The organism is Timonella senegalensis JC301, from assembly GCF_000312125.1.
Lineage (GTDB): Bacteria > Actinomycetota > Actinomycetes > Actinomycetales > Cellulomonadaceae > Timonella > Timonella senegalensis.
Genome location: NZ_HE978641.1, coordinates 367,436 through 388,236, shown reverse-complemented (window position 1 = coordinate 388,236; position 20,801 = coordinate 367,436). Strand labels below are relative to the sequence as shown.

At 61.8% G+C, this 20,801-nt stretch carries 19 protein-coding genes, 1 pseudogene and 1 riboswitch; of the genes and pseudogenes, 10 read left to right on the top strand and 10 right to left on the bottom strand.

What is annotated here, in order from left to right; genetic code table 11:
* Positions 1-1,332 (top strand): MFS transporter, encoded by a 1,332-nt coding sequence (locus HGSM_RS01715; protein ID WP_019147010.1) that lies wholly within the window; start codon positions 1-3, stop codon positions 1,330-1,332.
* A gap of 87 nt (positions 1,333-1,419) precedes the next feature.
* Here HGSM_RS01715 and HGSM_RS01710 read toward each other — a convergent pair whose 3' ends face one another.
* The 3 genes from HGSM_RS01710 to HGSM_RS01705 form a co-directional block, all read right to left on the bottom strand.
* Positions 1,420-1,806 carry a hypothetical protein gene (locus HGSM_RS01710; RefSeq protein WP_019147009.1) on the bottom strand — a complete coding sequence of 129 codons (387 nt, stop codon included), beginning with the start codon at positions 1,804-1,806 and terminating at the stop codon, positions 1,420-1,422.
* A gap of 140 nt (positions 1,807-1,946) precedes the next feature.
* Entirely contained in the window at positions 1,947-2,117 is a 171-nt protein-coding gene (locus tag HGSM_RS14270; RefSeq protein ID WP_019147008.1) for a hypothetical protein, read from the bottom strand.
* The gene (locus tag HGSM_RS01705; RefSeq protein WP_019147007.1) at positions 2,117-2,782 is read right to left on the bottom strand and encodes a DsbA family oxidoreductase; all 666 of its coding nucleotides are present in this window, start codon (positions 2,780-2,782) and stop codon (positions 2,117-2,119) included. Before HGSM_RS01705 ends, HGSM_RS14270 begins: the two co-directional genes overlap by 1 nt.
* 433 nt (positions 2,783-3,215) lie before the next feature.
* Between HGSM_RS01705 and HGSM_RS01700 the strand changes: the two genes are divergently transcribed.
* Entirely contained in the window at positions 3,216-4,070 is an 855-nt protein-coding gene (locus HGSM_RS01700; protein ID WP_051009614.1) for a VOC family protein, read from the top strand.
* A 137-nt stretch (positions 4,071-4,207) separates the two neighbouring features.
* On the opposite strand, the gene HGSM_RS01695 is transcribed toward HGSM_RS01700, so the two are convergent.
* The 3 genes from HGSM_RS01695 to HGSM_RS01685 all read right to left on the bottom strand — a co-directional run bounded on the left by HGSM_RS01695 (position 4,208) and on the right by HGSM_RS01685 (position 7,020).
* Positions 4,208-5,215 (bottom strand): NAD-dependent epimerase/dehydratase family protein, encoded by a 1,008-nt coding sequence (locus HGSM_RS01695; RefSeq protein ID WP_019147005.1) that lies wholly within the window; start codon positions 5,213-5,215, stop codon positions 4,208-4,210.
* 198 nt (positions 5,216-5,413) lie between these two features.
* A complete protein-coding gene (locus HGSM_RS01690) occupies positions 5,414-6,439 on the bottom strand; it encodes a nuclease-related domain-containing protein (protein WP_040594230.1) in 1,026 nt (341 codons plus the stop codon).
* Between the two features lie 287 nt (positions 6,440-6,726).
* Complete coding sequence (locus HGSM_RS01685; protein WP_019147004.1) at positions 6,727-7,020, bottom strand: DUF4235 domain-containing protein; 294 nt, start codon at positions 7,018-7,020, stop codon at positions 6,727-6,729.
* A gap of 153 nt (positions 7,021-7,173) precedes the next feature.
* Positions 7,174-7,276, top strand: a riboswitch (TPP riboswitch).
* 50 nt (positions 7,277-7,326) lie between these two features.
* Between HGSM_RS01685 and HGSM_RS01680 the strand changes: the two genes are divergently transcribed.
* The 4 genes from HGSM_RS01680 to HGSM_RS01665 all read left to right on the top strand — a co-directional run bounded on the left by HGSM_RS01680 (position 7,327) and on the right by HGSM_RS01665 (position 11,927).
* The gene (locus HGSM_RS01680; RefSeq protein ID WP_019147002.1) at positions 7,327-8,418 is read left to right on the top strand and encodes a thiamine ABC transporter substrate-binding protein; all 1,092 of its coding nucleotides are present in this window, start codon (positions 7,327-7,329) and stop codon (positions 8,416-8,418) included.
* Positions 8,411-10,144, top strand: a complete 1,734-nt coding sequence (locus HGSM_RS01675; protein WP_019147001.1) for an ABC transporter permease — start codon at positions 8,411-8,413, stop codon at positions 10,142-10,144. Before HGSM_RS01680 ends, HGSM_RS01675 begins: the two co-directional genes overlap by 8 nt.
* Positions 10,144-11,196, top strand: a complete 1,053-nt coding sequence (locus HGSM_RS01670) for an ABC transporter ATP-binding protein (protein ID WP_019147000.1) — start codon at positions 10,144-10,146, stop codon at positions 11,194-11,196. The genes HGSM_RS01675 and HGSM_RS01670 overlap by 1 nt, the downstream gene beginning before the upstream one ends.
* Positions 11,197-11,330: 134 nt before the next feature.
* A complete protein-coding gene (locus tag HGSM_RS01665; RefSeq protein WP_019146999.1) occupies positions 11,331-11,927 on the top strand; it encodes a hypothetical protein in 597 nt (198 codons plus the stop codon).
* 130 nt (positions 11,928-12,057) lie between these two features.
* On the opposite strand, the gene HGSM_RS13505 is transcribed toward HGSM_RS01665, so the two are convergent.
* From HGSM_RS13505 to HGSM_RS01645, 3 genes are all read right to left on the bottom strand, one after another.
* On the bottom strand, positions 12,058-13,140 hold the full coding sequence (locus HGSM_RS13505; RefSeq protein WP_019146998.1) for a hypothetical protein: 1,083 nt from the start codon (positions 13,138-13,140) through the stop codon (positions 12,058-12,060).
* Positions 13,141-13,239: 99 nt separating this feature from the next.
* Positions 13,240-14,280 carry a bile acid:sodium symporter family protein gene (locus HGSM_RS01655; protein WP_326550002.1) on the bottom strand — a complete coding sequence of 347 codons (1,041 nt, stop codon included), beginning with the start codon at positions 14,278-14,280 and terminating at the stop codon, positions 13,240-13,242.
* A gap of 215 nt (positions 14,281-14,495) precedes the next feature.
* Positions 14,496-14,756: a GlsB/YeaQ/YmgE family stress response membrane protein gene (locus HGSM_RS01645; RefSeq protein ID WP_019146995.1), complete on the bottom strand. Its 261-nt coding sequence runs from the start codon at positions 14,754-14,756 to the stop codon at positions 14,496-14,498.
* 281 nt (positions 14,757-15,037) lie between these two features.
* On the opposite strand from HGSM_RS01645, the gene HGSM_RS01640 reads away from it, so the two are divergent.
* The 3 genes from HGSM_RS01640 to HGSM_RS01630 are packed head-to-tail and all read left to right on the top strand — an operon-like array spanning position 15,038 to position 18,163.
* Positions 15,038-17,203: an MMPL family transporter gene (locus HGSM_RS01640; protein ID WP_040594228.1), complete on the top strand. Its 2,166-nt coding sequence runs from the start codon at positions 15,038-15,040 to the stop codon at positions 17,201-17,203.
* Between the two features lie 4 nt (positions 17,204-17,207).
* Entirely contained in the window at positions 17,208-17,672 is a 465-nt protein-coding gene (locus tag HGSM_RS01635) for a pyrimidine dimer DNA glycosylase/endonuclease V (protein WP_019146993.1), read from the top strand.
* Complete coding sequence (locus HGSM_RS01630) at positions 17,669-18,163, top strand: MarR family winged helix-turn-helix transcriptional regulator (RefSeq protein ID WP_154646204.1); 495 nt, start codon at positions 17,669-17,671, stop codon at positions 18,161-18,163. Before HGSM_RS01635 ends, HGSM_RS01630 begins: the two co-directional genes overlap by 4 nt.
* A gap of 42 nt (positions 18,164-18,205) precedes the next feature.
* On the opposite strand, the gene HGSM_RS01625 is transcribed toward HGSM_RS01630, so the two are convergent.
* On the bottom strand, positions 18,206-19,201 hold the full coding sequence (locus HGSM_RS01625; protein ID WP_040594226.1) for a type IV toxin-antitoxin system AbiEi family antitoxin domain-containing protein: 996 nt from the start codon (positions 19,199-19,201) through the stop codon (positions 18,206-18,208).
* A gap of 922 nt (positions 19,202-20,123) precedes the next feature.
* Between HGSM_RS01625 and HGSM_RS01620 the strand changes: the two are divergent.
* Positions 20,124-20,801, top strand: a pseudogene (locus HGSM_RS01620) (Hsp70 family protein); the annotation flags it as partial.

Here is a 20,801-nt window from a genome sequence, read left to right as displayed (position 1 = left end):
ATGAGCGAGGCACGGTACTCCGCCTGCAAGGCCTACTTCATCTGGGCCGTAGCCACGGCTGCGTACATTGTGGCGATCGTGCATCGCACATCGCTGGGGCTCACCGGGCTTGAAGCGGCACAGCGATTTGGCGCATCCGCAGCCGAACTTTCCCTGTTCACCGTGGTGCAGCTGTGCGTCTATGCAGCCGCGCAGGTCCCTGTGGGGGTAGCGCTCGACAAAATCGGTGCGCGCAAGCTCATTGCGCTCGGCGCACTCATGATGGCAGTGGGCCAGTTCGGCATGGCGTTTGCTGACTCCATCCCACTTGCCCTCGCTGCTCGCGTCTTGATTGGTGCTGGCGACGCGACCACGTTCGTGTCCGTGCTCAAACTGGTTGCCGTGTGGTTTCCGCCGTCCAAGGCTCCTCTCCTGTCCCAGCTAACGGGCCAAATTGCCCAGACGGGACAGATCATTTCGGCGGTGCCGTTCGTGATCGTCGTAAATAATCTGGGGTGGAGCCAGGCGTACACGATCCTGGGGATCGTGGGAGTTTTCGCCTCCCTGTGGACACTAGCGTGGGTGAGGGACTTCCCGGAGGTGGGGCCGTTGGGGACAGCCGCTAGGCCGCCACGGCCCATCGACGTGGTCCCGCACCGGGTGGACATCTCGCCATTGCGCGGCGCCATGTCCACGTCCGGATCCTGGCTGGGGTTCTGGACCCACCTCATCACGGCGTTCTCGTTCAACGTGTTCATTTTCCTGTGGGGAACGCCGTTCCTGCGCCTTGGCCATGACCTGAGCCAAGCTCAGGTCTCGCTGGTGATTACCTGCATGACACTGGTTGGCATGGTTAGTGGGCCGCTGATCGGCATGTTCTGTGCCCGCCATCCTTTACGACGATCTTGGCTGGTTTACGCGATCGTGGCAGGTGTGGTTTGTGCCTGGCTCGTCATGCTTCTCCCCACTCAGCCACTGCCGCTGTGGGTGCTCATCGTAAGCTGCACGATGATTGCGGTGGGTGGGCCTGCGAGCCTTATCGGGCTCGACTTTGCGCGCACCTCCAACCCGACCGCACAACTTGGGGTGGGCAGCGGAATCGCCAACATGGGAGGGTTCGTGGGCGGATTCCTGTGCATCCTTGCCGTGGGCGTGGTCCTCGACCGCCTGCGCCCCTCAGGTCAGTACGATTTGGCGGACTTCCGCACCGCGTTCTCAGTAATGCTCGTGCCGCTTGCGGTGGGCCTCGTCGGTTTTGTGGTGACAAAGAAGAACACCCGTGAGGACTATCGAGAGCGTGGGATCGTGGTTCCGCCCGTGCGCGAGGCCTGGAAGACGTACAGAAAGAAGTAGCGGCCGCCTCGTTGGGCAACCGCTACTGGAACGTTGTTGGTGTGCTGGGTGTTCTCTGTGTGCTGGATGCGGTTGAAGCGCCGAGCGTCAGTCGACGCGGAAGTTCTCCGGCAGCTTGCCGCCAACGGATAGGAACACGATCATTCCGATGATCAGAGCGACGATTCCCCACATCGCAAGCGGCATGCCCGGGATGAGTGGAATCCCAAACATGCCAAAGATGATCTGCGCGAACACGAGCAAGAACGTGATGCCGAGAGTCGCGGCCAAGACCTTTTGCGGCGCTTGGATGGCGTTCCCCTTGGGCATGTCACGCACGAGAGCGGCCGGCGGGCCAAAGTGCTCGGAAAGGTAGGCGTCGGGGTGCGTGCGCTCCCAGCCCTTGATGTCGTTCAGGGTCTGCAGGATGCGGTCGTCGTCAATGCCTTTACGGCGGAGGAGTTTGGTGACCTGCGAGTAGTACTTAATGTCCATGGGTATCTGCCTGTCTGACCGTGCGATTGAACTGCCCCTAGCCTACCGGGCAGGGTGACCAAGATCGTCGACAATCACAACGAGAGTGGGCTCCAGCCCACTCTCGAAAGGGAGAGTAGGCTCCAGCCCACTCTCGATGGTTAGAGGCAGCCGTCAGGGCCGCACACTGCGGACTCGTCCACCGTGATGCCGAGCGATGCGAGGCCCCCAAACGCCGGGGTCTGAAGCGGCTGGACCAGGGGCGCAGGCGGCTGGTTTTCCGTTTCTGGTGTGGCTTCGTCCTGGCTTGGAGGTTTGGGTGAGGTGGTCATTACTTGGCCGACTCGGCTTCCAGTTCCCCGGCGACCTGGTCGAGGACCTGCGTGAACGTCTCAGGAGCCTGTGCGCCCGACACGCCGTACTTGTTGTTGAACACGAAGAATGGGACGCCATTGATGCCGTACTCGCGGGCCATGTTGAGGTCTGCTTGGACGTCGGAAGCGAACTCTCCGGACTCAAGCGCTGCGCGGGCGGCATCCTTGTCCAGGCCGATTTCGCCTGCCAGTTCCACGAGGGTGTCGTTCTTGCCCACGTGCTTGCCCTCGGTGAAGTAAGCCTTCAGGAGGCGCTCCTTCATCTCGCGCTGCTTGCCCTGGGACTTGGCAAAGTGCAGGAGCTGGTGAGCCTGCAGGGTCTTGGTGTGCTTGAGCTGGTCAAACCGGTACTCAAGGCCAACCTCGGCGGCGATGCCGGTTACGTGGTCGAGCATCTGCTCAACCTGGGCCTTGGGCATGCCCTTGTGCTTGGCCAGGAAGTCAATCTCGGAACCCTCAAAGTCCACGGGGGTGTCAGGCGCCAGCTCGAACGAATGGTACTCGACCTCGACGTCGTCGCGCCCGGCGAACTGGGACAGCCCTTCCTCAAACTTGCGCTTGCCGATGTAGCACCAAGGGCAAGCGATGTCGGACCAAATATCTACTTTTAGCGGTGAACTCATATCGCTGGCAACCGAATCGGTGTGCGCCCTATTCCCGTTCCCAGTGTGGCGCGGGTGGAGGTGGGACTGGTGTCGGGGTAGGGGTGTGAGTGGTGCTGCGGGTGGAGGGAGGGGGCGGTCTGGGAGGGCGAAGAGAGGGGTTGAGCGCAGAGAAGGCGCGGGCAGAGGGCAATCATTGGCCGCGCATCGGCAGCCACCCCCATTGCTTGACGCTTCAATTAATGCATGAGAAACTTGAACCATCAATCGATCACGGGGTGAAGAAGTGAACCGCAATACCGAGCCAGAATCGCAGACAGGCATGGGCGAGAGCGCACACCTGACCACGGCCCTAACAGCCCAAGAGGGCGCTGTCCTCCCAGTCCATGCAGGAGTTCGTGTGCCAGACGCCCACGCGCTGGGCACCTCTGACCTGCTGTCCAAGGATCTCGATATGGACGCGGTCACGCTCTACGTGCGCGACATTGACGCCATGGTCGAGTTCTACACCAAGGTCATCTCGCTCAACGTCATTGAGGGCAACGGTCGTACGTCCGCCGCAAACGATAAGCGCGAGGGTGTGGTCACGCTCGGCCGCGGAACGACTCCCATCATGGTTCTGCGCCACGAGCCAAACCTGCCGTTCGCGCAGTCCGGCCAGGCCGGACTCTTCCACACCGCGATCCTGTTCGAGTCCAAGGCTGCCCTCGCAGCCGTCATTGTCCGCGTGGCCAAGCTGGCTGGAAGCCTGTACACGGGCTCCGCCGACCACCTCGTGTCCGAGGCCTTCTACCTCAACGACCCGGAGGGCAACGGCATCGAACTCTACTGGGACCGTCCACGCGATCAGTGGAGCTGGGACGGCGCCAGTGTGGTCATGGACTCGCTGTGGCTCGATCCCAACAAGTTTGTCCAGGAACATGTCACGCAGGAGGCGCTCGACGCCCCCGAGGCGGAAGAAGCCAAGGTGGGGCACGTGCACCTGCAGGTTGGAGACACCAAGGCTGCCCGCACCTTCTACGTGGATGCGCTCGGGTTTGAGGCCACCTCCGAGATGCCCGGCGCTCTGTTTGTTGCTGCCGGCGGATACCACCACCACATGGCGATGAACGTGTGGAATTCGCGTGGCGCTGGCCCTCGCGCGTCCTCGCTCGGCTTGGGCGAGGTCTCGATCCTCGTCCCCAACAACGACGAGATTGCGGCCCTGTCTGACCGTCTCAAACTCGGCGGCTTCAGTTCGCACCACGACGGTGCGGCCCTCCACTTCGAGGACCCATGGAAGAACAAGATTGCCGTCTCTGTCGGCTGACCGTAGAGTTCCGGTCCGGGTGCCCCGGACCAACTGATTAACGACGATCGGGGTGACGTTCCTATGAGAACGTCACCCCGATCGTCGTTAATTTATGTGTGCGGCGTGTCCGCACCTAGCTGCCGGACGTGCAGGCGTCAGGCGTTCTGCCAGGACTTGTAGAGCGCGCGGTTATCCATGCAGTACGCGAGGGTTTCCTTGATGGAAGCCACAACGTCGTCTGCCTCGTAGCCGATCGCGGCCATGACGGGCGCTGGGTCCGAGACGGCGTCACGGGCCTGGAACTGGACGGAGTCCACAAGGTGGATTCCGTGTTCCTTGCCGGCGGCGGCAACCTGGGCGTCGGCCTGCACGAGGTAGTCCTTGACGGCCTCGTAAGGGATGCCCATGACCTCGTCGGCAGAGCGGCCAAGGGCCTCGCAGACGTAGCCCATGAACTCGGTGTACTTCAGGTTGTAGCCGTTGATGGGGTACTTGGCGCCGTGGACGCCCTTCTCCATCGCGCCCACTGCCGACTGTGCAACCTGCTTGACGGTGACCGAGGAGGTCGAACCCATCTGCGTGGTGACGCGCTCTGGGGATCCCTCGGCGATGTCGATGAACATGTGCCACAGTGGCTGGCGGCCGGGCATGGTGCCAAAGATGTAGGGAAGGCGAAGCGAGGTGACGTCCATCGCGCCGTTGCCCTCCATGATCGCGATCTCTTCCTGGAGGAGGCGGGTACGTGGGTATCCGTTGCGCTCGCGGTATCCGAGGTCAGGCCACTGCTCGCCCCACTCTGCGGTGTAGGAATTGAACAGGACGAACTTCTTGACGCCCTCAGCTGCGGCGATACGTGCCACGCGCTGGACTGGGCGGACGTTCTGTTCGTAGAAGAACTTGGCCGATGGGAAGTCGGGGACTACACGCTCGTCGGCACCAGCCGCGTACATGATGGCGTAGTGGCCGCTGATGAGCTCCGCGAGGGCCTCGTCGGTGTACTCGTTGATGTCGGCGAGGACGGTGGTGACCTCTTCTGGGAAGAGGTTCTCAACAGGCATGGGAGGAAGTGCGAGCGAGGTAACTGCGTAGCCCTTGCCCAGCAGTTCGAGGGTGGTGTGGTAGCCGAGGAGTCCGGTGCCGCCGATGACGAGAACGCGTTGCATGAGGTCACGCCCCTTTTTCTGTGATCCTTGAGTTTTCTTTACATAACTATTTTCATGGGATCATTTGGGGTTTTGGCGGGTCTGTAGTCCCTAATCGGACGGGGCGAAAGTCCTTGATTTGTTTCCGCGGGACGGTTAAAAGCTGGTGGAGTGGGGTGCGTTGGGTGGAGTTGGGGTGTTGGGCGCGTTGGGTCCCCGTCACTTTGCCACGATGTCCGTGATCATCGTGGACACAGCCTCGCCAAACTTGGCCGCGGCATCGGTCACTAGAGAGGGCTGGTAAACGAGCACAGCCAAGATCCCAAGCGCAACGAGCAGCTGGAGGAAGGACTTCATGCGCTTGCGCGCACTGTTCCTTGAACGCTGGTTGCGGTAGGAGCGTTCGTGCGTTTGGGTTGGTCGAGTCTGCGCCGGTGTTTGAGTGCGCGGCCCCTGGCCGCGGTTCTCGGACAGGGGCCGCTTGTTCGCGGCGACCAGAGCAGCCGCCTTGCGTTCCGTGTACTTGTGGAACGTGTACTTCCGGTTCTGCTCGAGCGCCTCCTCGAGCCTGTAGGACAGTTCGCCCACCTGATTTTCGACGATATTGGCCGGCTGCGTCCCAATGTGCTGTGCCAGCGCAGACAGTGGGAGGACCGTGACTCCGTCACGGGAGACGAACGGCGCGTCCTCGCTGAGGAACGCGAGGACTGGGATGACGTTGATGGAATCGGCGCCCTCGATCTTGAGGGAGCGAATCAGTCGGCGTACTGCACGGGCCTGCTCACGCATGCTCGTGATCGCGGTGTTGCGATTCAGCCCATTCTGAGTGAGGCCATTGGGGCCGATTTCGAGCTTCCCCGACCAGTTCTTGGCGTCGATCACGAACACGCCCGAGGTGCCGATGACGATGTGATCGATGTTGGCCTTGGGGCGGTCGGGCCAGGGCTGGTCGTGTAGAACCCAATAGCCGTGGCCGTCGAGCCACTGCAGGTGCTGTGCTACGGCCTGCTCGCCCGCAGCTCCCCGCGCATACGCCTCGGCAGCGCTCGCCCTGCCAGGTGTTGGCGCGTACTTGTTGGCGCGTGCGATCTTTCGTGCGAGCTGCTCGACGCCTCCACCGGCGGTGCCTCGAGCAACGAGCGGCTTGTGCTCCTGCTCGGCCAAGTATGCATCAGCGTGAAGCGTCCGGCGCGAGGGGGCATTGCCTGCCTGGGGTGTTGACGTAGATTCGGGCAGCGTGTCCATAGTGCGTATATCGGTACGAACTATGGGGGACTGGAGCCCGCATCGGGTGATTCCTAGGCGTCAGAAGCACCCAGTACGGGGAAGGTTGGGGGGAGTGGGAGGGGAAGGTCGCTTCGTGTCCGGCCGAGATCTACCTTTGGGGTTCGAGATCTACCGGCCGCCGATAGATCTCGAACCCCCACGATAGATCTCGTTGAGAGGGGTGGGAGCGGATTGGGGTGGGGGAACGCAAACGCGGGCGGGGCGCACCACTTTAGTGGTGCGCCCCGCCCGCGTTGAATACTGGGTCAGTCGTTCGAGAGTTGCTTTGCTGGAGCCGCGAAGCGGGCGACCACGCGCTTAGAGCCGCGCTTTGCCAGAACCTGGGTCAGGGTTGCCGCAATAGCGCTCACCGCTGAGAAGGTGACGAGTGAAGCGACGCGAGCATCATCGTCGTCAATGTTGTGTGACAAGCCGCCGGTGGACTTGGCCCAGACCTTCTCAACGACCTTCTGCGCAACCCAACCTGCCGCAAACGAGATCGCGAGCGCTGCGATCTTTTCTGCACCCGATGGCTTTTCGGTTGTGGTGTTAGTGCCCATTGTGACCTCCTGGCCAGTTGCGATTGCTCTTGAGAAGTTAACTTCCAACCTAGTGGCAGAGTTCCGCGCGCGCGAACTGACCGCGCCGTAGGTGGTGGAATCCCGCGTACTGAACACCTCAAAAGTGTCCGGGTGAAGTGGGGCTAAACTGAAGGAGTACGACAGGGGAGCGCATATGCGCTGAGAGTGCTGATTTCAGCAGACCCTCGAACCTGATCCGGTTAGTGCCGGCGTAGGGAGTCGGGCTTTCTCGCCACACATATACGTGTGGAACCCCTCCTTTTTCATTACAAGGAGGCAACGGAAATGGCTGTGCCATCGCGCCGTTTATCTTTTTTTGCTGTAACCGCGCTCGCTTCGGTCCTCGCGCTGACTGCCTGTGTCCCATCTGGAAACAGCGGGGACAAGGACACCCCGAGCGGAGATGCGAGCGGCTCCACCCAGAGCTCGACCGTGCGCGTAGTCGTCCACGACTCGTTCCAATTGTCGGATGAGCAGAAGGCGTCGTTCACCGAAAAAACCGGTTACGACCTCGAGATCGTGACCAACGGTGATGGTGGCGCGCTGGTCAACAAGCTCATTTTGACCAAGGACTCGCCACTCGGCGACGTTGCCTACGGCGTGGACAACACGTTTGCTTCCCGCGGCCTCGACGAAAACGTGTTTGCGCCCTATACCTCCACGGTTGAGGGGGAGCAGGGCAAATCCATGCGCATCGAGGGCGATGACACGCTCACGGCCGTGGACTACGGCGACGTGTGCTTGAACATCGATTCCGATCACTTCGCCACCGTTGACCTGGTGGAGCCTCTGGAGAAGAACGGGTTCTTCAACCCTGCCAACGCGGGCATGGCTGTGGTGACCAATCCTGCGACCTCCTCTCCAGGGCTCTCCTTCCTGCTCGCCACGATCTCTAAGTACGGCGAGGACGGCTACCTGGACTACTGGAAGCAGCTCAAGGACAACGGGCTGAAGATCGTGGACGGCTGGGAGGACGCGTACTACGTGGACTTCACTGCAACCGGTGATGGGGACCGCCCTGTCGTGCTCTCCTATGCTTCGTCCCCGGCAGTCACGCTGACCGAGGACGGTTCCCGGACCACCACGGAAGCGCTGCTTGACACCTGCTTCCGCCAGGTTGAGTATGCGGGAGTACTCGAGGGCGCCAAGAACCCCGAGGGTGCTCAGGCGTTCATCGACTACCTGCTGAGCGATGAATACCAGAACACCATTCCGGGTGCGATGTACATGTACCCGGTCTCGGACACCGCAACCCTGCCTGATGACTGGGCCAAGTTTGCGCCCGTTCCGCACTCCACCAACGAGCTGGACCCAGCTTTGATCGCCAAGAACCGCGACCAGTGGATCAAGGACTGGAGCGCCGCGATCATTGGCTGACGTAGGCCAACTCGAGGGTAAGTCCGCTGGACTTTCCGGCACCGCCCGCCGCAGCGCGGGTGGTGCCGCCCTGAGGCGTACCCTCACCTGGGGCGGTGCCGCCGCCATCCCGCTATTCTTCCTTGGCGTGTTCTTTGCGTGGCCGGTGGCCGCGCTTGTGGCCCGCGGGTTCGTTGCGGATGGCGCCCTAGACCTGACTGGGTTCAGCGAGGTCCTGTCCGCGCCGCGAACCTGGCGCCTGATTGGAATCACGCTCGCCCAAGGCCTCGTCGGTACCGCGGTGTCACTGCTCCTCGGAATCCCCGGCGCGTACGTCCTGTACCGCTGCACCTTCCCCGGACGCATGCTCGTGCGTGGGTTTGTGACAATGCCGTTTGTGCTGCCCACTGTGGTGGTGGGCGTGGCATTCCGGGCGCTCTTTACCACCTCCGGCCCCCTGGGTTCGTGGGGCCTGGACGGTACGTTTTGGGCGGTCGTGGCCGCGCTCGTGTTCTTCAACTACTCCGTGGTGGTGCGCACCGTGGGCGGGCTGTGGGAGCGTGTGGACCCGCGTGCCGCCCAGGCCGCGCGTACGCTTGGCGCCTCCCGGGCGCGCGCGTTCTTCACGGTGACGCTTCCCCAACTGGCACCGGCGGTCGCGTCGGCCGGGGCCGTGGTGTTCCTGTTCTGCGCCACCGCTTTTGGCACGGTCATGGTGCTGGGTGGGCAGGGCTACGGGACCATTGAGACCGAAATCTGGATGCAAACTGTCCAGTTCCTCGACCTGCGGGCCGCAGCAGTGCTGTCCGTTCTCCAACTTGTTGTGGTTGCTCTCTCGCTGTGGGTTTCGGGCAGGGCTCGCTCGCGCCAGGAGCGCGCGCTCGCACTCGCCCCTGCCTCCGCGAACCCCCAGCCCTTAAGCCTTCGCGCTGACGCGCTCGCGATCGCGGTGACCGCGATCGTTGCGGTCGGGCTCATCGCCTGGCCGCTGGTCAACTTGTTAGCCTCTGCTTTTCGACGATCTGGGCACTGGACGTTGGACAACTTCCGCGCGCTGACTGGGACCGGTTCGGGTAACGCACTCAGCGTGAGCGTGTACGAGGCGCTCTATAACTCCGTGGTGATTGCGCTTTATGCAGCACTCATGGCGCTTGCGATCGGCTCGATGGTCGCGTTCGTGGTGTCGCGTAGGCCTGCCTCAGCGGCAGGCCGGCGGACGTTGGGCCTTCTCGATGCCGCGTTTATGCTCCCGCTGGGGGTCTCTGCCGTGACTGTGGGATTTGGTTTCCTCATCACCTTGGACCGCCCGCTCGGGCTCGGCGTGGACCTGCGTTCCAGCGGCTGGCTTGTACCCATCGCGCAGGCGGTAGTGGCCATTCCGCTGGTGATCCGCACCGTTCTTCCGGTCCTCCGCGCTATCGACCCGCGCCAGCGCGAGGTCGCCGCGACCCTCGGGGCATCCCCGCTGCGCGTAGCGCTCACGATCGACTGGGCGCTCGCGCTGCGTGGTCTCGGCCTCGCCGCCGGGATGGCGTTTGCGGTGTCCCTGGGGGAGTTTGGCGCCACGTCGTTCCTGTCGCGTCCGGAAACCGCGACCCTACCCATCGTCATCTTCCGGCTCATTTCTAAGCCCGGCGCGGAGAATTACGGGATGGCGCTCGCGGCCTCCGTGATCCTTGCACTAGTTTCGGCCGCGATCATGATGCTCGCTGAGCGGCTTCGCTCAACACATGCAGGAGAGTTCTGATGACGCTGAGCGTTGACAACATTCACGTGAGCTTTGGTGACCTTGCGGCGGTCGCTGAGGTCAGTTTCACGGCGGCCGAGGGCGAGATCATCGGCCTTCTCGGGCCATCGGGCTGCGGCAAGTCAACGCTGCTTCGGGTCATCTCCGGGCTTATTGCGCCGGACCAGGGACGCGTTCTGTGGGATGGGGTCGACCTTATAGGGGCTCCCGTGCACAAGCGTGGCTTTGGATTCATGTTCCAGGATGGCCAACTGTTCTCGCACAAGTCCGTGGCGGCCAATATTGAGTATGGGCTGCCCAAGCGCCGATTTTCACGCGTGGAACGTGACGCCCGGGTTGCCGAGCTATTGAAACTCGTGGGACTCGAGGGCTACGAAAACCGGAACGTCACGCTCCTGTCCGGCGGGGAGAAGCAGCGCGTTGCGCTCGCGCGGGCACTCGCGCCCGCGCCACGTGTGCTCCTGCTCGATGAGCCGCTCTCGGCGCTCGACCGCGAACTGCGCGAGCGCCTTGCCCTGGACCTGCGCGGAATCCTGCGTTCCACGGGAACCACCGCGGTGTTTGTGACGCACGATCAGGACGAGGCGTTCACTGTGTGCGACCGTGTGGCAGTCATGATGGGTGGCAAGGTCCTCCAACTCGACATCCCCGAGCGGCTGTGGCGTCGCCCCGCAACCGCTCAGGTGGCCGAGTTCCTCGGCTACGAGGCTGTGCTCTCGCAAGACCCCTTCCACGGTTATGCACCCTGTGACTTTGAGGTTGTGGAAACCCTGGCCGCAGGGGGCGCCGACACACTCGCGCGCCAGCTCGGCCAGCTCGACCATCGCGGCGAGCCAGTAGACAGCAGCGCGCTGGCCGCGCTCACACAGCAGCCACGCACAGGGGGCGAACCGGAGCAGTTGGCGGGCACTGTCATGGATAAGCTTTTCCAATCCGGGCGCGCGATAGCGCGCGTGAGCGTGCCGGCGGTCGGCGAACTGACCGCAGCGCTGCCGAGCGGCCTAAGCGTGGCGCAGGGCGACGGGGTCAGACTCATCCGCGTGGCGCAGTAGAACCAACTGCTGGGGAGTGAACCGCAGGGAGGCGGTCCATATGGGGAATCGGCGCCAAGATATGGATATTGTCCGGAACCTTGGCTAGTCTCCGAATAGAACGTTCAACGGAGCCTCAGAGAAGAGAGCCGCACATGCAGTTGTTCGAATGCGTTCCCACCCGCCGTGAGCGGCTAGCCAAGAACCTGATCCTTCCGGCACTGATTCTGTTCGCCGGCTCGATCCTTTACTTTGTCAATGGACTCTCGCAGAGTGGGAGCAACGTCCCCGCCAAGTTGGTGGCCTCGGCGGGGCTGCCGGGCGGTGAGAACTACTACAGCGGAGTTGACCGCGCCATGCTCTACATCAATGGGCTCTTTGGCTGGGACCGCTTGGCGAGTGACCACACGGCTCGCGCACTTGTCTTTGCCCTCCTCGCGCTGGCGATCGGTGCATGGATCTATATGGTCCTGCGGGTGACCCCCGATCACACGCTCGTGCACAAGTGGGCGTTTCCCGTCTCGCTCGTCCTGCTTGGGGCCCTGCCGAGCCAGATCTCGTGGGACTTTGATGGGTGGGCGATGGCCGCTGGTGGAGTAGACCTGAACGTCTTTACACAAGTCCCACGATATGAGTATTCGTTCCTCGGGCTCATCGAGATATTCGGGCTCTACGCCATGTTCCGGGTGTACCGCGAGCACATGGCCCGGGCTAGGAACCGCGCGGTGCAGCCGCAGGTGGCCGCGCTGTAAACGCGCTCCATTAACGCGCAAGAACTCAATTTTCCACGCGATTGCCCTAGAAACAGCGGTGCCCGCCAGCCAAGGAAGGCTGGCGGGCACCGCTGCATAGTTTTTTGGTGTGGCAGGGTGTTCTGGTGCGTCAGGAAAGCTTCTTCTGCCACGCGCTCTCGATGCCGTGCTTTTCAAACCCGAGCGCCACGTTGATGTCGAGCATGTACGAGTTTTCCCCGGCATTCCACGTGTGCAGGCGCTTTACTCCGGGACGCACAACCGCAAGTTCCGCAATGGCCGCGGTTTTGACGAGCATTCCCAGTGCGTGACCGCGGTGCTCCTTCTTGACCAGGGTTTCCTCCTGGAAGCACGGTTCCTGATAGGCCTTGGCGTACTCGATCCGCGTGAAGCCCGCGAGGTCGCCCGTAGGGATGTGCCGCGCGGCAAAGAGCACGTATCCGCGGTCCTCCTCAGCGATCCGCTTCTCAAAGTAGAGGATGCGGTCCGCGTCATACGCCGTCTCCTCAATCTCGAGGTCACCGTGTGGAACGTCCGTGCTCATCGCGCGTTGGAGGCTCGCATGCCCCTCAAGGAACTCCTCCGGCGTGTGGTCCTGCCAGTGCACGATCTCGTACTCGGCCCCGGCCTTAGCCAGGGCCTTCGCGTGGAGCCGCGCGAGCAGATCGGATGGAGCAGGAAGTGGCAGCACCGAGTACCGCTCGGTCTGCTCGAGTTTCCAGCCGTGCTTGAGGTAGAGCGCGGGTAGAGGCTCAGAGGCGTCGATGCGCCCCACACCGGTCGGCGCCTCGAGGGCGTTCGGGTCCCCGGCCTCTGGTTCGCCGCGGTGCGGCTCCCACGTGCTCAGGATGGAGCGGCCGTTCTTGCGCGCAACCTCGTCCGCAAGCGTGAACAGCGCATCGAGGATTTCCACATCGTCGTCCACCGCGACAGTGTCCACATACACGAGGCTCCGGTTGTCTTTCTGCGGGAGACTCATGTGGAGCATCCCGACTACCTCACCGCCGCGCTCAGCCACGAAAGAGAGCCGAGTGGTGTACTCCGAACCCAACATCGCTTGGCGCCGGGTCTCCAGCGGAGTCACCAGGTCCGTGTGCCCCATGGATCGCAGGTTCTGCTGCACCACGAGTTCGTGGATCGTGGGGATGAGGGCGCTGTCGGCCGATTGCGGGTCCGCAAGGTCCGTCAGTTCGTGGAACGTCAAAGTGGTCATAGATTCATCGTGAGTGCAGTGCGCGCCGCCTGTCGACTTATTTTCGCGGCCACACACGGAACGGTAAAGGTGCTGGTGGGTGACCACGATCGTCGAAAATCAGACGGTCACCGGCTGCGGTTCCGCCCTGGCGCCGAGGCGCCGGGCGATCACCGCACACACAATCAGCTGCAGTTGATGGAAGATCATGATGGGCAAAACCATCATGCCCACGGTGGCCGCGCTGAACAGCACGGTGGCCATGGGCACGCCCGTGGCCAGTGATTTTTTGGACCCGCACATCAGGATGACCGCCTGATCGGCGCGGCTGAATCCCATTTTCTTACCGACGATATTGCTGGTCCCCAGCATCACGGCCAGCACGATTGCGGACAGTATGAGAAGCGTGACCACGTTACCCACAGAGACCTTGGTCCAGATTCCATCCACAACGCCCCGGGAGAATGCGGAATACACCACGAGGACCACGGAGCCGCGGTCAGTGAAGGTGGTCAGACGGCGGTGGCGGATCACCCAAGCGGCAAGCCATCGGCGCACCAACTGGCCCAGGACAAAGGGAAGTAGTAATTGAAGGGCGATCTTGCCGATCGCAGAGGCGGAGAAACCGACCTGCGCACCCATCAGGCCAGCAACCAGGAGGGGCGTGATGATGACGCCCGCGAGGTTGGAGAAGCTCGCTGCCACGACAGCGCCGGCGACATTGCCCCGTGCGATCGAGACGAACGCGATGGACGACTGAACCGTAGACGGCAGGAGCGTCATGAAGAGCACGCCAAGCTTGAGCTGGTGGGGGAGGACCGCGTCCGGGATGAGCATGCACGCCAACCCGACGAGCGGAAACAGGACGTAGGTGCAGGCGAGGACGACGGAGTGGAGTCGCCAATCTTTGAGGGCGGCGATGGCCTCGGAGGTCTTGAGTCGCACGCCGTACAGGAAGAACAGCCACGCCACGGCGACAACGACAAGGACGTCGAAGGCCTCGGCGGCCTGACCGCGCACGGGCAAAAACGATGCGAGGACGACTGCGCCGATGAGTGCTGCAAGGAAGGGGTCGATGCGCTTGGTCACGGACATCAACCACGGCCCAAAGCCCTTGGGACGCTCAATGCCGGGGCGCGGATGGGAAGTGGAAGAAGCCATGCGCCGATGGTACTTGATCGACTACTTGATTGATCAGGAAACACGTGTGGGCGTCCCTCGAAAGAGGGACGCCCACACGTGGTGGTGGCGCGGTATGGCGCGGGCGCGGGTCTCCGCGGTGGTGGCGCGGGGTTCCGCTGCGGTACCGCGGGGCGCGCGGGTGCTGGATCAAACGTGACCGCTGGCGGTCACGTGCTGATGCCTAGCGAACGGGACTATTTCTTGTTTCCTGAGACAGCACCCCAGACGAACAGAACTACAAGGGATCCGAGGAAGGCGAAGATCCACGTCTTGAGGTCGAAGAACCCGTTGTTCGAGGAGGAACCAACCATACTGGCAATCCAACCACCAACGATTGCGCCGATGACACCGACAACGAGGGTGACGACCCAGCCACCGTCTGCTCGCCCCGGAAGAACTGCGCGGGCGATTGCTCCCATGATGAGTCCGATCAAAATCCAAGCGATGAAGCTCATGATTACGGCCTACCTTTCGTGTACCTCTGACCTCGCACAATGCGTGGTCGGTTCAAATAAAACCCTTGCATAGGATTTTTGGCTCCGCATCCTGAAACTGAAAAAAGTCTTGGGGACCTCAGACCGGGTGAAGGTGCTGGTGGACGGGTTTTCTGCCCGCTTCCGCGGGAAAGCCCTGTTTTTTGTGCTCTGGAACGTGCTCTCCATATCGGTTGCTAAAGCTCCTGCTCCGGCATACTGTTTACCTAGCCAGGCTAGATAACTGGATCTTGAGGGGAATAATGAACGCGAAGAATAGCCGGGGTGTACCTCGGTGGCTACGTATCCTTGTGCCGGCCATCCTTATTGCTGCGTGGCTCGCGGCAGGGGCGCTTGGCGGGCCGCTGTTCGGTCGAGTAAATGAGGTGTCGTCGAACGATTCGACCGCCTACTTACCGTCCAGTGCTGAAGCCACTCAGGTGCAAAAGCAGCTCACCAACTTCCTCGGTGACGATGCGATTCCAGCCATCATCGTGGTCACAAACGCCAGCGGTGAGCAGGATTCAAGCGGAGCAAAACTTAACGAACAAGCTGTCGGGCAAGTCCAGAAACTCGCACAGTCACTCGCTGACGACGTCCCAAACGTCCTCGCATCAAGCCCCGCTATTCCGTCCGAGGACGGTAAGGCGCTCCAGATCTTTGCACAAATGGACACCGCCAGTGACATTGCAGCGGACGTTGAAGCGCTTTCCGCACACCTCGCCTCGAGCCTTCCTGAAGGACTCACAGCCCACGTGGCTGGACCGGCGGGGTTCACAGCCGACCTTTCCGCCGCGTTCGCAGGAATCGATGGCGTCTTGCTCTTAGTAGCGCTCGGTGCTGTGCTCATCATTCTGCTTGTTGTGTACCGTTCCCCAATTCTGCCGCTCACCGTGCTTATGACTTCTCTTTTCGCACTATGCGCAGCTCTAGGAACCGTGTGGCTGCTAGCACGTGAGGGTATCATTCTGCTCTCCGGCCAAACCCAAGGCATCTTGTTCATCCTGGTAATCGGTGCGGCCACAGACTACGGCCTGCTGTACGTGTCGCGATACCGAGAAGAGTTAAAGCACCACGAGCAGAAGTGGGACGCAACTAAAGCTGCACTCAAGGGGTCGTTCGAGCCGATCCTCGCATCCGGCGGAACTGTAATTGCCGGGCTACTGTGTCTGCTGCTCTCGGATCTGCAATCAAACCGAGACCTTGGGCCGATTGCGGCAATCGGGATCGTGTTTGCAATGCTGGCAGCGTTCACGTTGCTTCCCGCCCTTCTTTATGCGTTCGGTCGCACCGCCTATTGGCCTCGCAAGCCAGCCTTTGATTCCACCCTGAGCGCGGAAGACGAAATGCCAAGCAAGGGCCTTTGGCGGGCTCTGCCAGGACTTGTCTCCCGACGTCCGCGGGCGCTGTGGATCGGTTCCGTGGCCATACTCGCGCTTGCCACTCTGGGAGTGTTCCAACTGAAGGCCGACGGCGTGGCACAGAGCGAACTCGTCCTTGGTAGTTCCCAAGCTAGGGATGGTCAGAAGATTCTCGCCGAGCACTTCCCTGGTGGATCAGGAAACCCGGTGTATGTGATCGCGCCACAGGGCGAACTCGAAACTGTAGGGACGATTCTCGAGGAGCACCCGGGAGTAGCCGGGGTTTCAGTGACGGCCACCGACTCGCCCGCGGGATCGGTACCGTTCGCTCAAGGGGCTCTCGTGCAACAGCAAGGCCGCGAAGCTGAACCTACGGTGGCAGACGGGAAGGTCCTCATTCAGGCGACCCTAAATGACACGTTTGATTCAGATGCTGCCGCCAAGACGGTACGAGAACTACGGACAGAACTTGCGGGAACAGCTCTGGTCGGTGGAACGACAGCGACCGCCATCGATTCCAACGACGCCTCGTTGCACGACCGCAACCTGATCATCCCAATTATTCTGGCCGTGATCCTAGTGATCCTGGCACTGTTGCTACGAGCGATCGTGGCGCGACTGCTACTCATTGCAACCACAGTGCTCTCGTTCGGTGCGGCTCTGGGTGTCTCAGCGGTCGTGTTCAACCACGTCTTCAACTTCCCAGGTGCTGATCCTGCCGTACCACTGTTCTCTTTCGTGTTCCTTGTGGCGCTAGGTATCGACTACAACATCTTCCTCATGACTCGAGTTCGTGAGGAAGCCTTGCACCACGGAACCCACCTTGGGATCAGCCGCGGTCTTGCGATTACGGGAGGCGTTATCACTTCGGCAGGTCTCGTGCTTGCCGCTACATTCGCGGCACTGTCCGTAATCCCGATCCTATTCCTCGTCCAGATCGCATTCATTGTCGCGTTCGGAGTTCTCCTCGATACGTTCCTAGTGCGGACCATTCTGGTCCCCGCGCTCGGCTACGACATCGGGCGCAAAATCTGGTGGCCATCTGCGTTGGCCTCCGGAAAGGAATAGTCGCGTGAGAGTATGGTCGCTCGATCCCGCACTCTTGGACCGGGCAGGGCTCGTCGCTTGTTGGCGCGAGACCTTGCTCGCCCAAGCCGTCCTTGCCGGGAAGACCAAGGGATACACTAACCACCCCCAGCTCGACAGATTCAAAGCCGACCCTCAGCCCCTCGTCGCGATAGGCATGTACCTGCAGGGCATCCAAAGTGAGGCAGTGCGGCGTACATATCGGTTCGATCAATCGCGGATAATCCACGCCGAGGCGCCGACTCCACGCATTACCGTGACCACTGGCCAACTCAAGTTCGAGCTGGCGCACCTGCGTGCCAAGCTAGAGAAGAGGGCGCCGGAAATGGTGATGGGGCTGGAAGCTGCTGAATCGTCGATAATGTGGTCAGATCCTGCGCAGGTGCGCCGCCTGACGCACCCACTGTTCAAGGTGGTGGAAGGAGGAATCGAGGCGTGGGAGAGGCCGTGAGCGAGAAGTATTGGTACGACCGCGATTCGCCGGAACGCCTGGTGCTTGAGGCGTTGCGTGAGTACGGACGTGCGGACCTGGACATGCGCCGGCGGATGGCTGGCGGCATGGAAGTCGGGGTGACGGACACGAGGGCACTCCAACTCGTGATCGCCGCCGAACGGCAGGGGGTTCCAGCCACCGCGAGGGACCTCGCCACCGGACTGGGAATCACCACTGCATCCACCGCGAAACTGCTCAACCGTCTCGAGGAATCTGGCCACATCCGCCGAACTCCCAACGCGGCCGATGGCCGCTCCGTCCACATCATTGCGACGGCTCACGCCCATGAAGAAGTGCGCTCACGGCTTGGCGTCATGCATGAGCGCATGCGGGAAGTAACCACACGTTTCTCCCGCGAGGAGATCGACATAATCGTCCGGTTCCTCCGTGAAATGACTCAGATTCTCGACGATTCTGGTTCCGCCCCGGCTGACGGGCACCGCTCGTAGGTGGTCCGTGGGGTGGACTCAACGCATGCTGGGAAGCCTGGCTCAGGCAATCGGCCGTGCAGTGAGCGGAGAGTGCTGGAGCACCCGTTGTAACTCTGAGGTGCCCAGCGGAATGTTCCTATCACGGGCGATCTGGCGCAGGCGGGATTGCAAGAGGTCTGGCGGAGTTAGATCTCGCGAGATGAAGCGTTCAATGTGCCAGCCCGCTGCGCGGAGCTTGTGGTCCCTGAGCTTTTCTTGGCGTAGCGCATCAGCCGTGTACTTGCCCAGGCCGTCGAACTCAAATCCTACTTGGTAGCCCGATGCCGTGACATCGAGGTAGTAGTCGGCGCCATCGGCGTAAACGTATGTCTGGGTTTCCAGCTCTTGCCACCCCGCAACGCTCAAATGGAACCGCAACTGTGACTCCCTGGGCGACTCCGCCCCGATGTCCGCAAAGGCGAGGAGTGCGTGGGCCTGCTTGCGGAACCTACGGTTGGGGATCGTCTGGTTAATTTCCAAGGCGAGATCGCGGTCCATACCGACTCGCAGCGCACTGTCCGCAATCGCGATGCCGAGCTCCGGCGGCAGGAGTCGGAGGCAATCCACGGTCGTGCGCTCCAAACTTGTAGCGGCGACGTCCCCGAGCATGGTGCGATGTTCCGGCGGAACCTCCACGCGATGCCGGATCACCCCTATTGGTGCCGTGTGGTTCACAGACGTGGGAGGGCTCGCGATGTGCGGATTGCTGTATCCCGGAGGGATCGGTAGACCCCATAGTGTCGCGGCCGAAACATGCGAGAAGCAGTCGTCATCCCTGAGGAACTTGCGAACAGCCGAGATGCGTTCGAGAACTACCAGTTCATGCTGCTTGAAGCGCTCTGCGCGCATCTCGTCGTTGCCGCTGAACCTGTAAATCCCCGGGCGCACCCGCCGCATGAGTTGCCGCTTCACCGCTCGACTCAGGGCCGTCCGATCTACTTCGCGCGCCACGAGGACTTCTGGCAGTTGGCGCGGCGTTGGTGCTTGCGGCTGTTTTCTCCAGTTCTGTGTCTGCATGGCTTGACCGTAGGGGGAATGACTCTAGTTGTGGGGGCTTGAGCAATGCTGATGACCCGTTTTTGTGGACGTGTCTGGGGCCCGGGCGCGTGTGGATAGCGCGGAAGCGCGCATTGCGCCACTTCCCGCGATTGCTTGCTGGTGAGTGCCGGATTTTGGCAGCGAGTGCCGGCGCGGCGTTCCGGCACTCGACCCCGAAACCCGGCACTCGCGAGGAGGGAGAGATGAGCGGGGAGAGGGCTGGCGTGGGATCAGTGGGATGTGCCGTGTCTGGGTGGGAAATGGCCGGCTTACGCCGGGATTGTCGACGATCGTGGTCCCGCTGCGTTGTGAACATCGGGCGTGAGGAGGGTTTCGTCGCGTCAGAGGCTTTGGGGCGGCGCAAGTTTCGGTGAGTGCCGGATTTTGCCAGCGAGTGCCGGCGCGGCGTTCCGGCATTCGACCCCGAAACCCGGCACTCGCGAGGAGGGGAGAGGGAGGTGGTGAGCGTGAGGGGGTTGGGAGAGGGAGGGCGAGAACGAGGGGGAAGAGGGGAGGCAGGGGAACTAGGAAAGCCCCGGGCGCTCAGCCCAGAGCAGAACGAGTTGCACCCGACAAAACTCGAGAACTGACCCAGCCCGATCGTCGAAAATCTGGGCTGACAAGCGCAAACGCAACCCGCCAAAGAAAGTCCGCAGCACCCGGAATAAACCCAGCCCACCCAAAGTTGAGTGAAGTAGACTCAAGTTTGGAACTTAGGACTTGCGCAGCAAGCCACCTAAGCGCAAACTTGAGTGTGGAAGACTCAATGTAGTTCGAGCGACGGTCGCAGACCGGAGCGGCCAACCGATCCCCGTGATAGGCAGAGGATCGCGGGAGGTCGGGTCCGGCGAACAATCCAGGCGAAAACAAGCCGCCGCTCACGAAAGGAAGGCATACACATATGTCACGTGCAGTAGGTATTGACCTCGGAACCACCAACTCGGTAGTTGCAGTCCTCGAAGGTGGCGAGCCAACGGTTATCGCCAACGCTGAGGGCCAGCGCACCACCCCATCGGTCGTAGCATTCTCCAAGACCGGCGAAGTCCTCGTCGGCGAGGTTGCAAAGCGCCAGGCAGTCACCAACGTTGACCGCACCATCTCCTCCGTCAAGCGCCACATCGGTACTGACTGGAGCCAGGAGATCGACGACAAGAAGTACACCTCGCAGGAAATCTCCGCTCGCATCCTTGGCAAGCTCAAGCGCGACGCTGAAGAGTACCTGGGCGAGGCTGTCACCGACGCCGTCATCACCGTTCCTGCGTACTTCAACGACGCTGAGCGCCAGGCAACCAAGGACGCCGGCCAGATCGCTGGTCTGAATGTCCTTCGCATTGTCAACGAGCCAACCGCGGCAGCACTCGCGTACGGCCTGGAAAAGGGCAAGGAAGACGAGCTCATCCTCGTGTTCGACCTCGGTGGTGGAACGTTTGACGTTTCCCTCCTTGAGGTTGGTAAGGATGAAGACGACTTCTCCACCATTCAGGTTCGTGCAACCTCCGGTGACAACCGCCTCGGTGGTGACGACTGGGACAACAAGATCGTTGAATGGCTGATCGCAGAGGTCAAGAAGAACGACGGC

Excerpts from the sequence above, each read along its gene's own strand:
- HGSM_RS01685 (WP_019147004.1), bottom strand. The coding sequence starts at position 7,020 with ATGGGCACTAACACCACAACCGAAAAGCCATCGGGTGCAGAAAAGATC.
- HGSM_RS01715 (WP_019147010.1), top strand. The coding sequence starts at position 1 with ATGAGCGAGGCACGGTACTCCGCCTGCAAGGCCTACTTCATCTGGGCC.
- HGSM_RS01710 (WP_019147009.1), bottom strand. The coding sequence starts at position 1,806 with ATGGACATTAAGTACTACTCGCAGGTCACCAAACTCCTCCGCCGTAAA.
- HGSM_RS14270 (WP_019147008.1), bottom strand. The coding sequence starts at position 2,117 with ATGACCACCTCACCCAAACCTCCAAGCCAGGACGAAGCCACACCAGAA.
- HGSM_RS01645 (WP_019146995.1), bottom strand. The coding sequence starts at position 14,756 with ATGAGCTTCATCGCTTGGATTTTGATCGGACTCATCATGGGAGCAATC.
- HGSM_RS01640 (WP_040594228.1), top strand. The coding sequence starts at position 15,038 with ATGAACGCGAAGAATAGCCGGGGTGTACCTCGGTGGCTACGTATCCTT.
- HGSM_RS01665 (WP_019146999.1), top strand. The coding sequence starts at position 11,331 with ATGCAGTTGTTCGAATGCGTTCCCACCCGCCGTGAGCGGCTAGCCAAG.
- HGSM_RS01690 (WP_040594230.1), bottom strand. The coding sequence starts at position 6,439 with ATGGACACGCTGCCCGAATCTACGTCAACACCCCAGGCAGGCAATGCC.
- HGSM_RS01655 (WP_326550002.1), bottom strand. The coding sequence starts at position 14,280 with ATGGCTTCTTCCACTTCCCATCCGCGCCCCGGCATTGAGCGTCCCAAG.
- HGSM_RS01670 (WP_019147000.1), top strand. The coding sequence starts at position 10,144 with ATGACGCTGAGCGTTGACAACATTCACGTGAGCTTTGGTGACCTTGCG.
- HGSM_RS01705 (WP_019147007.1), bottom strand. The coding sequence starts at position 2,782 with ATGAGTTCACCGCTAAAAGTAGATATTTGGTCCGACATCGCTTGCCCT.
- HGSM_RS01700 (WP_051009614.1), top strand. The coding sequence starts at position 3,216 with ATGGACGCGGTCACGCTCTACGTGCGCGACATTGACGCCATGGTCGAG.
- HGSM_RS01680 (WP_019147002.1), top strand. The coding sequence starts at position 7,327 with ATGGCTGTGCCATCGCGCCGTTTATCTTTTTTTGCTGTAACCGCGCTC.
- HGSM_RS13505 (WP_019146998.1), bottom strand. The coding sequence starts at position 13,140 with ATGACCACTTTGACGTTCCACGAACTGACGGACCTTGCGGACCCGCAA.
- HGSM_RS01695 (WP_019147005.1), bottom strand. The coding sequence starts at position 5,215 with ATGCAACGCGTTCTCGTCATCGGCGGCACCGGACTCCTCGGCTACCAC.
- HGSM_RS01625 (WP_040594226.1), bottom strand. The coding sequence starts at position 19,201 with ATGCAGACACAGAACTGGAGAAAACAGCCGCAAGCACCAACGCCGCGC.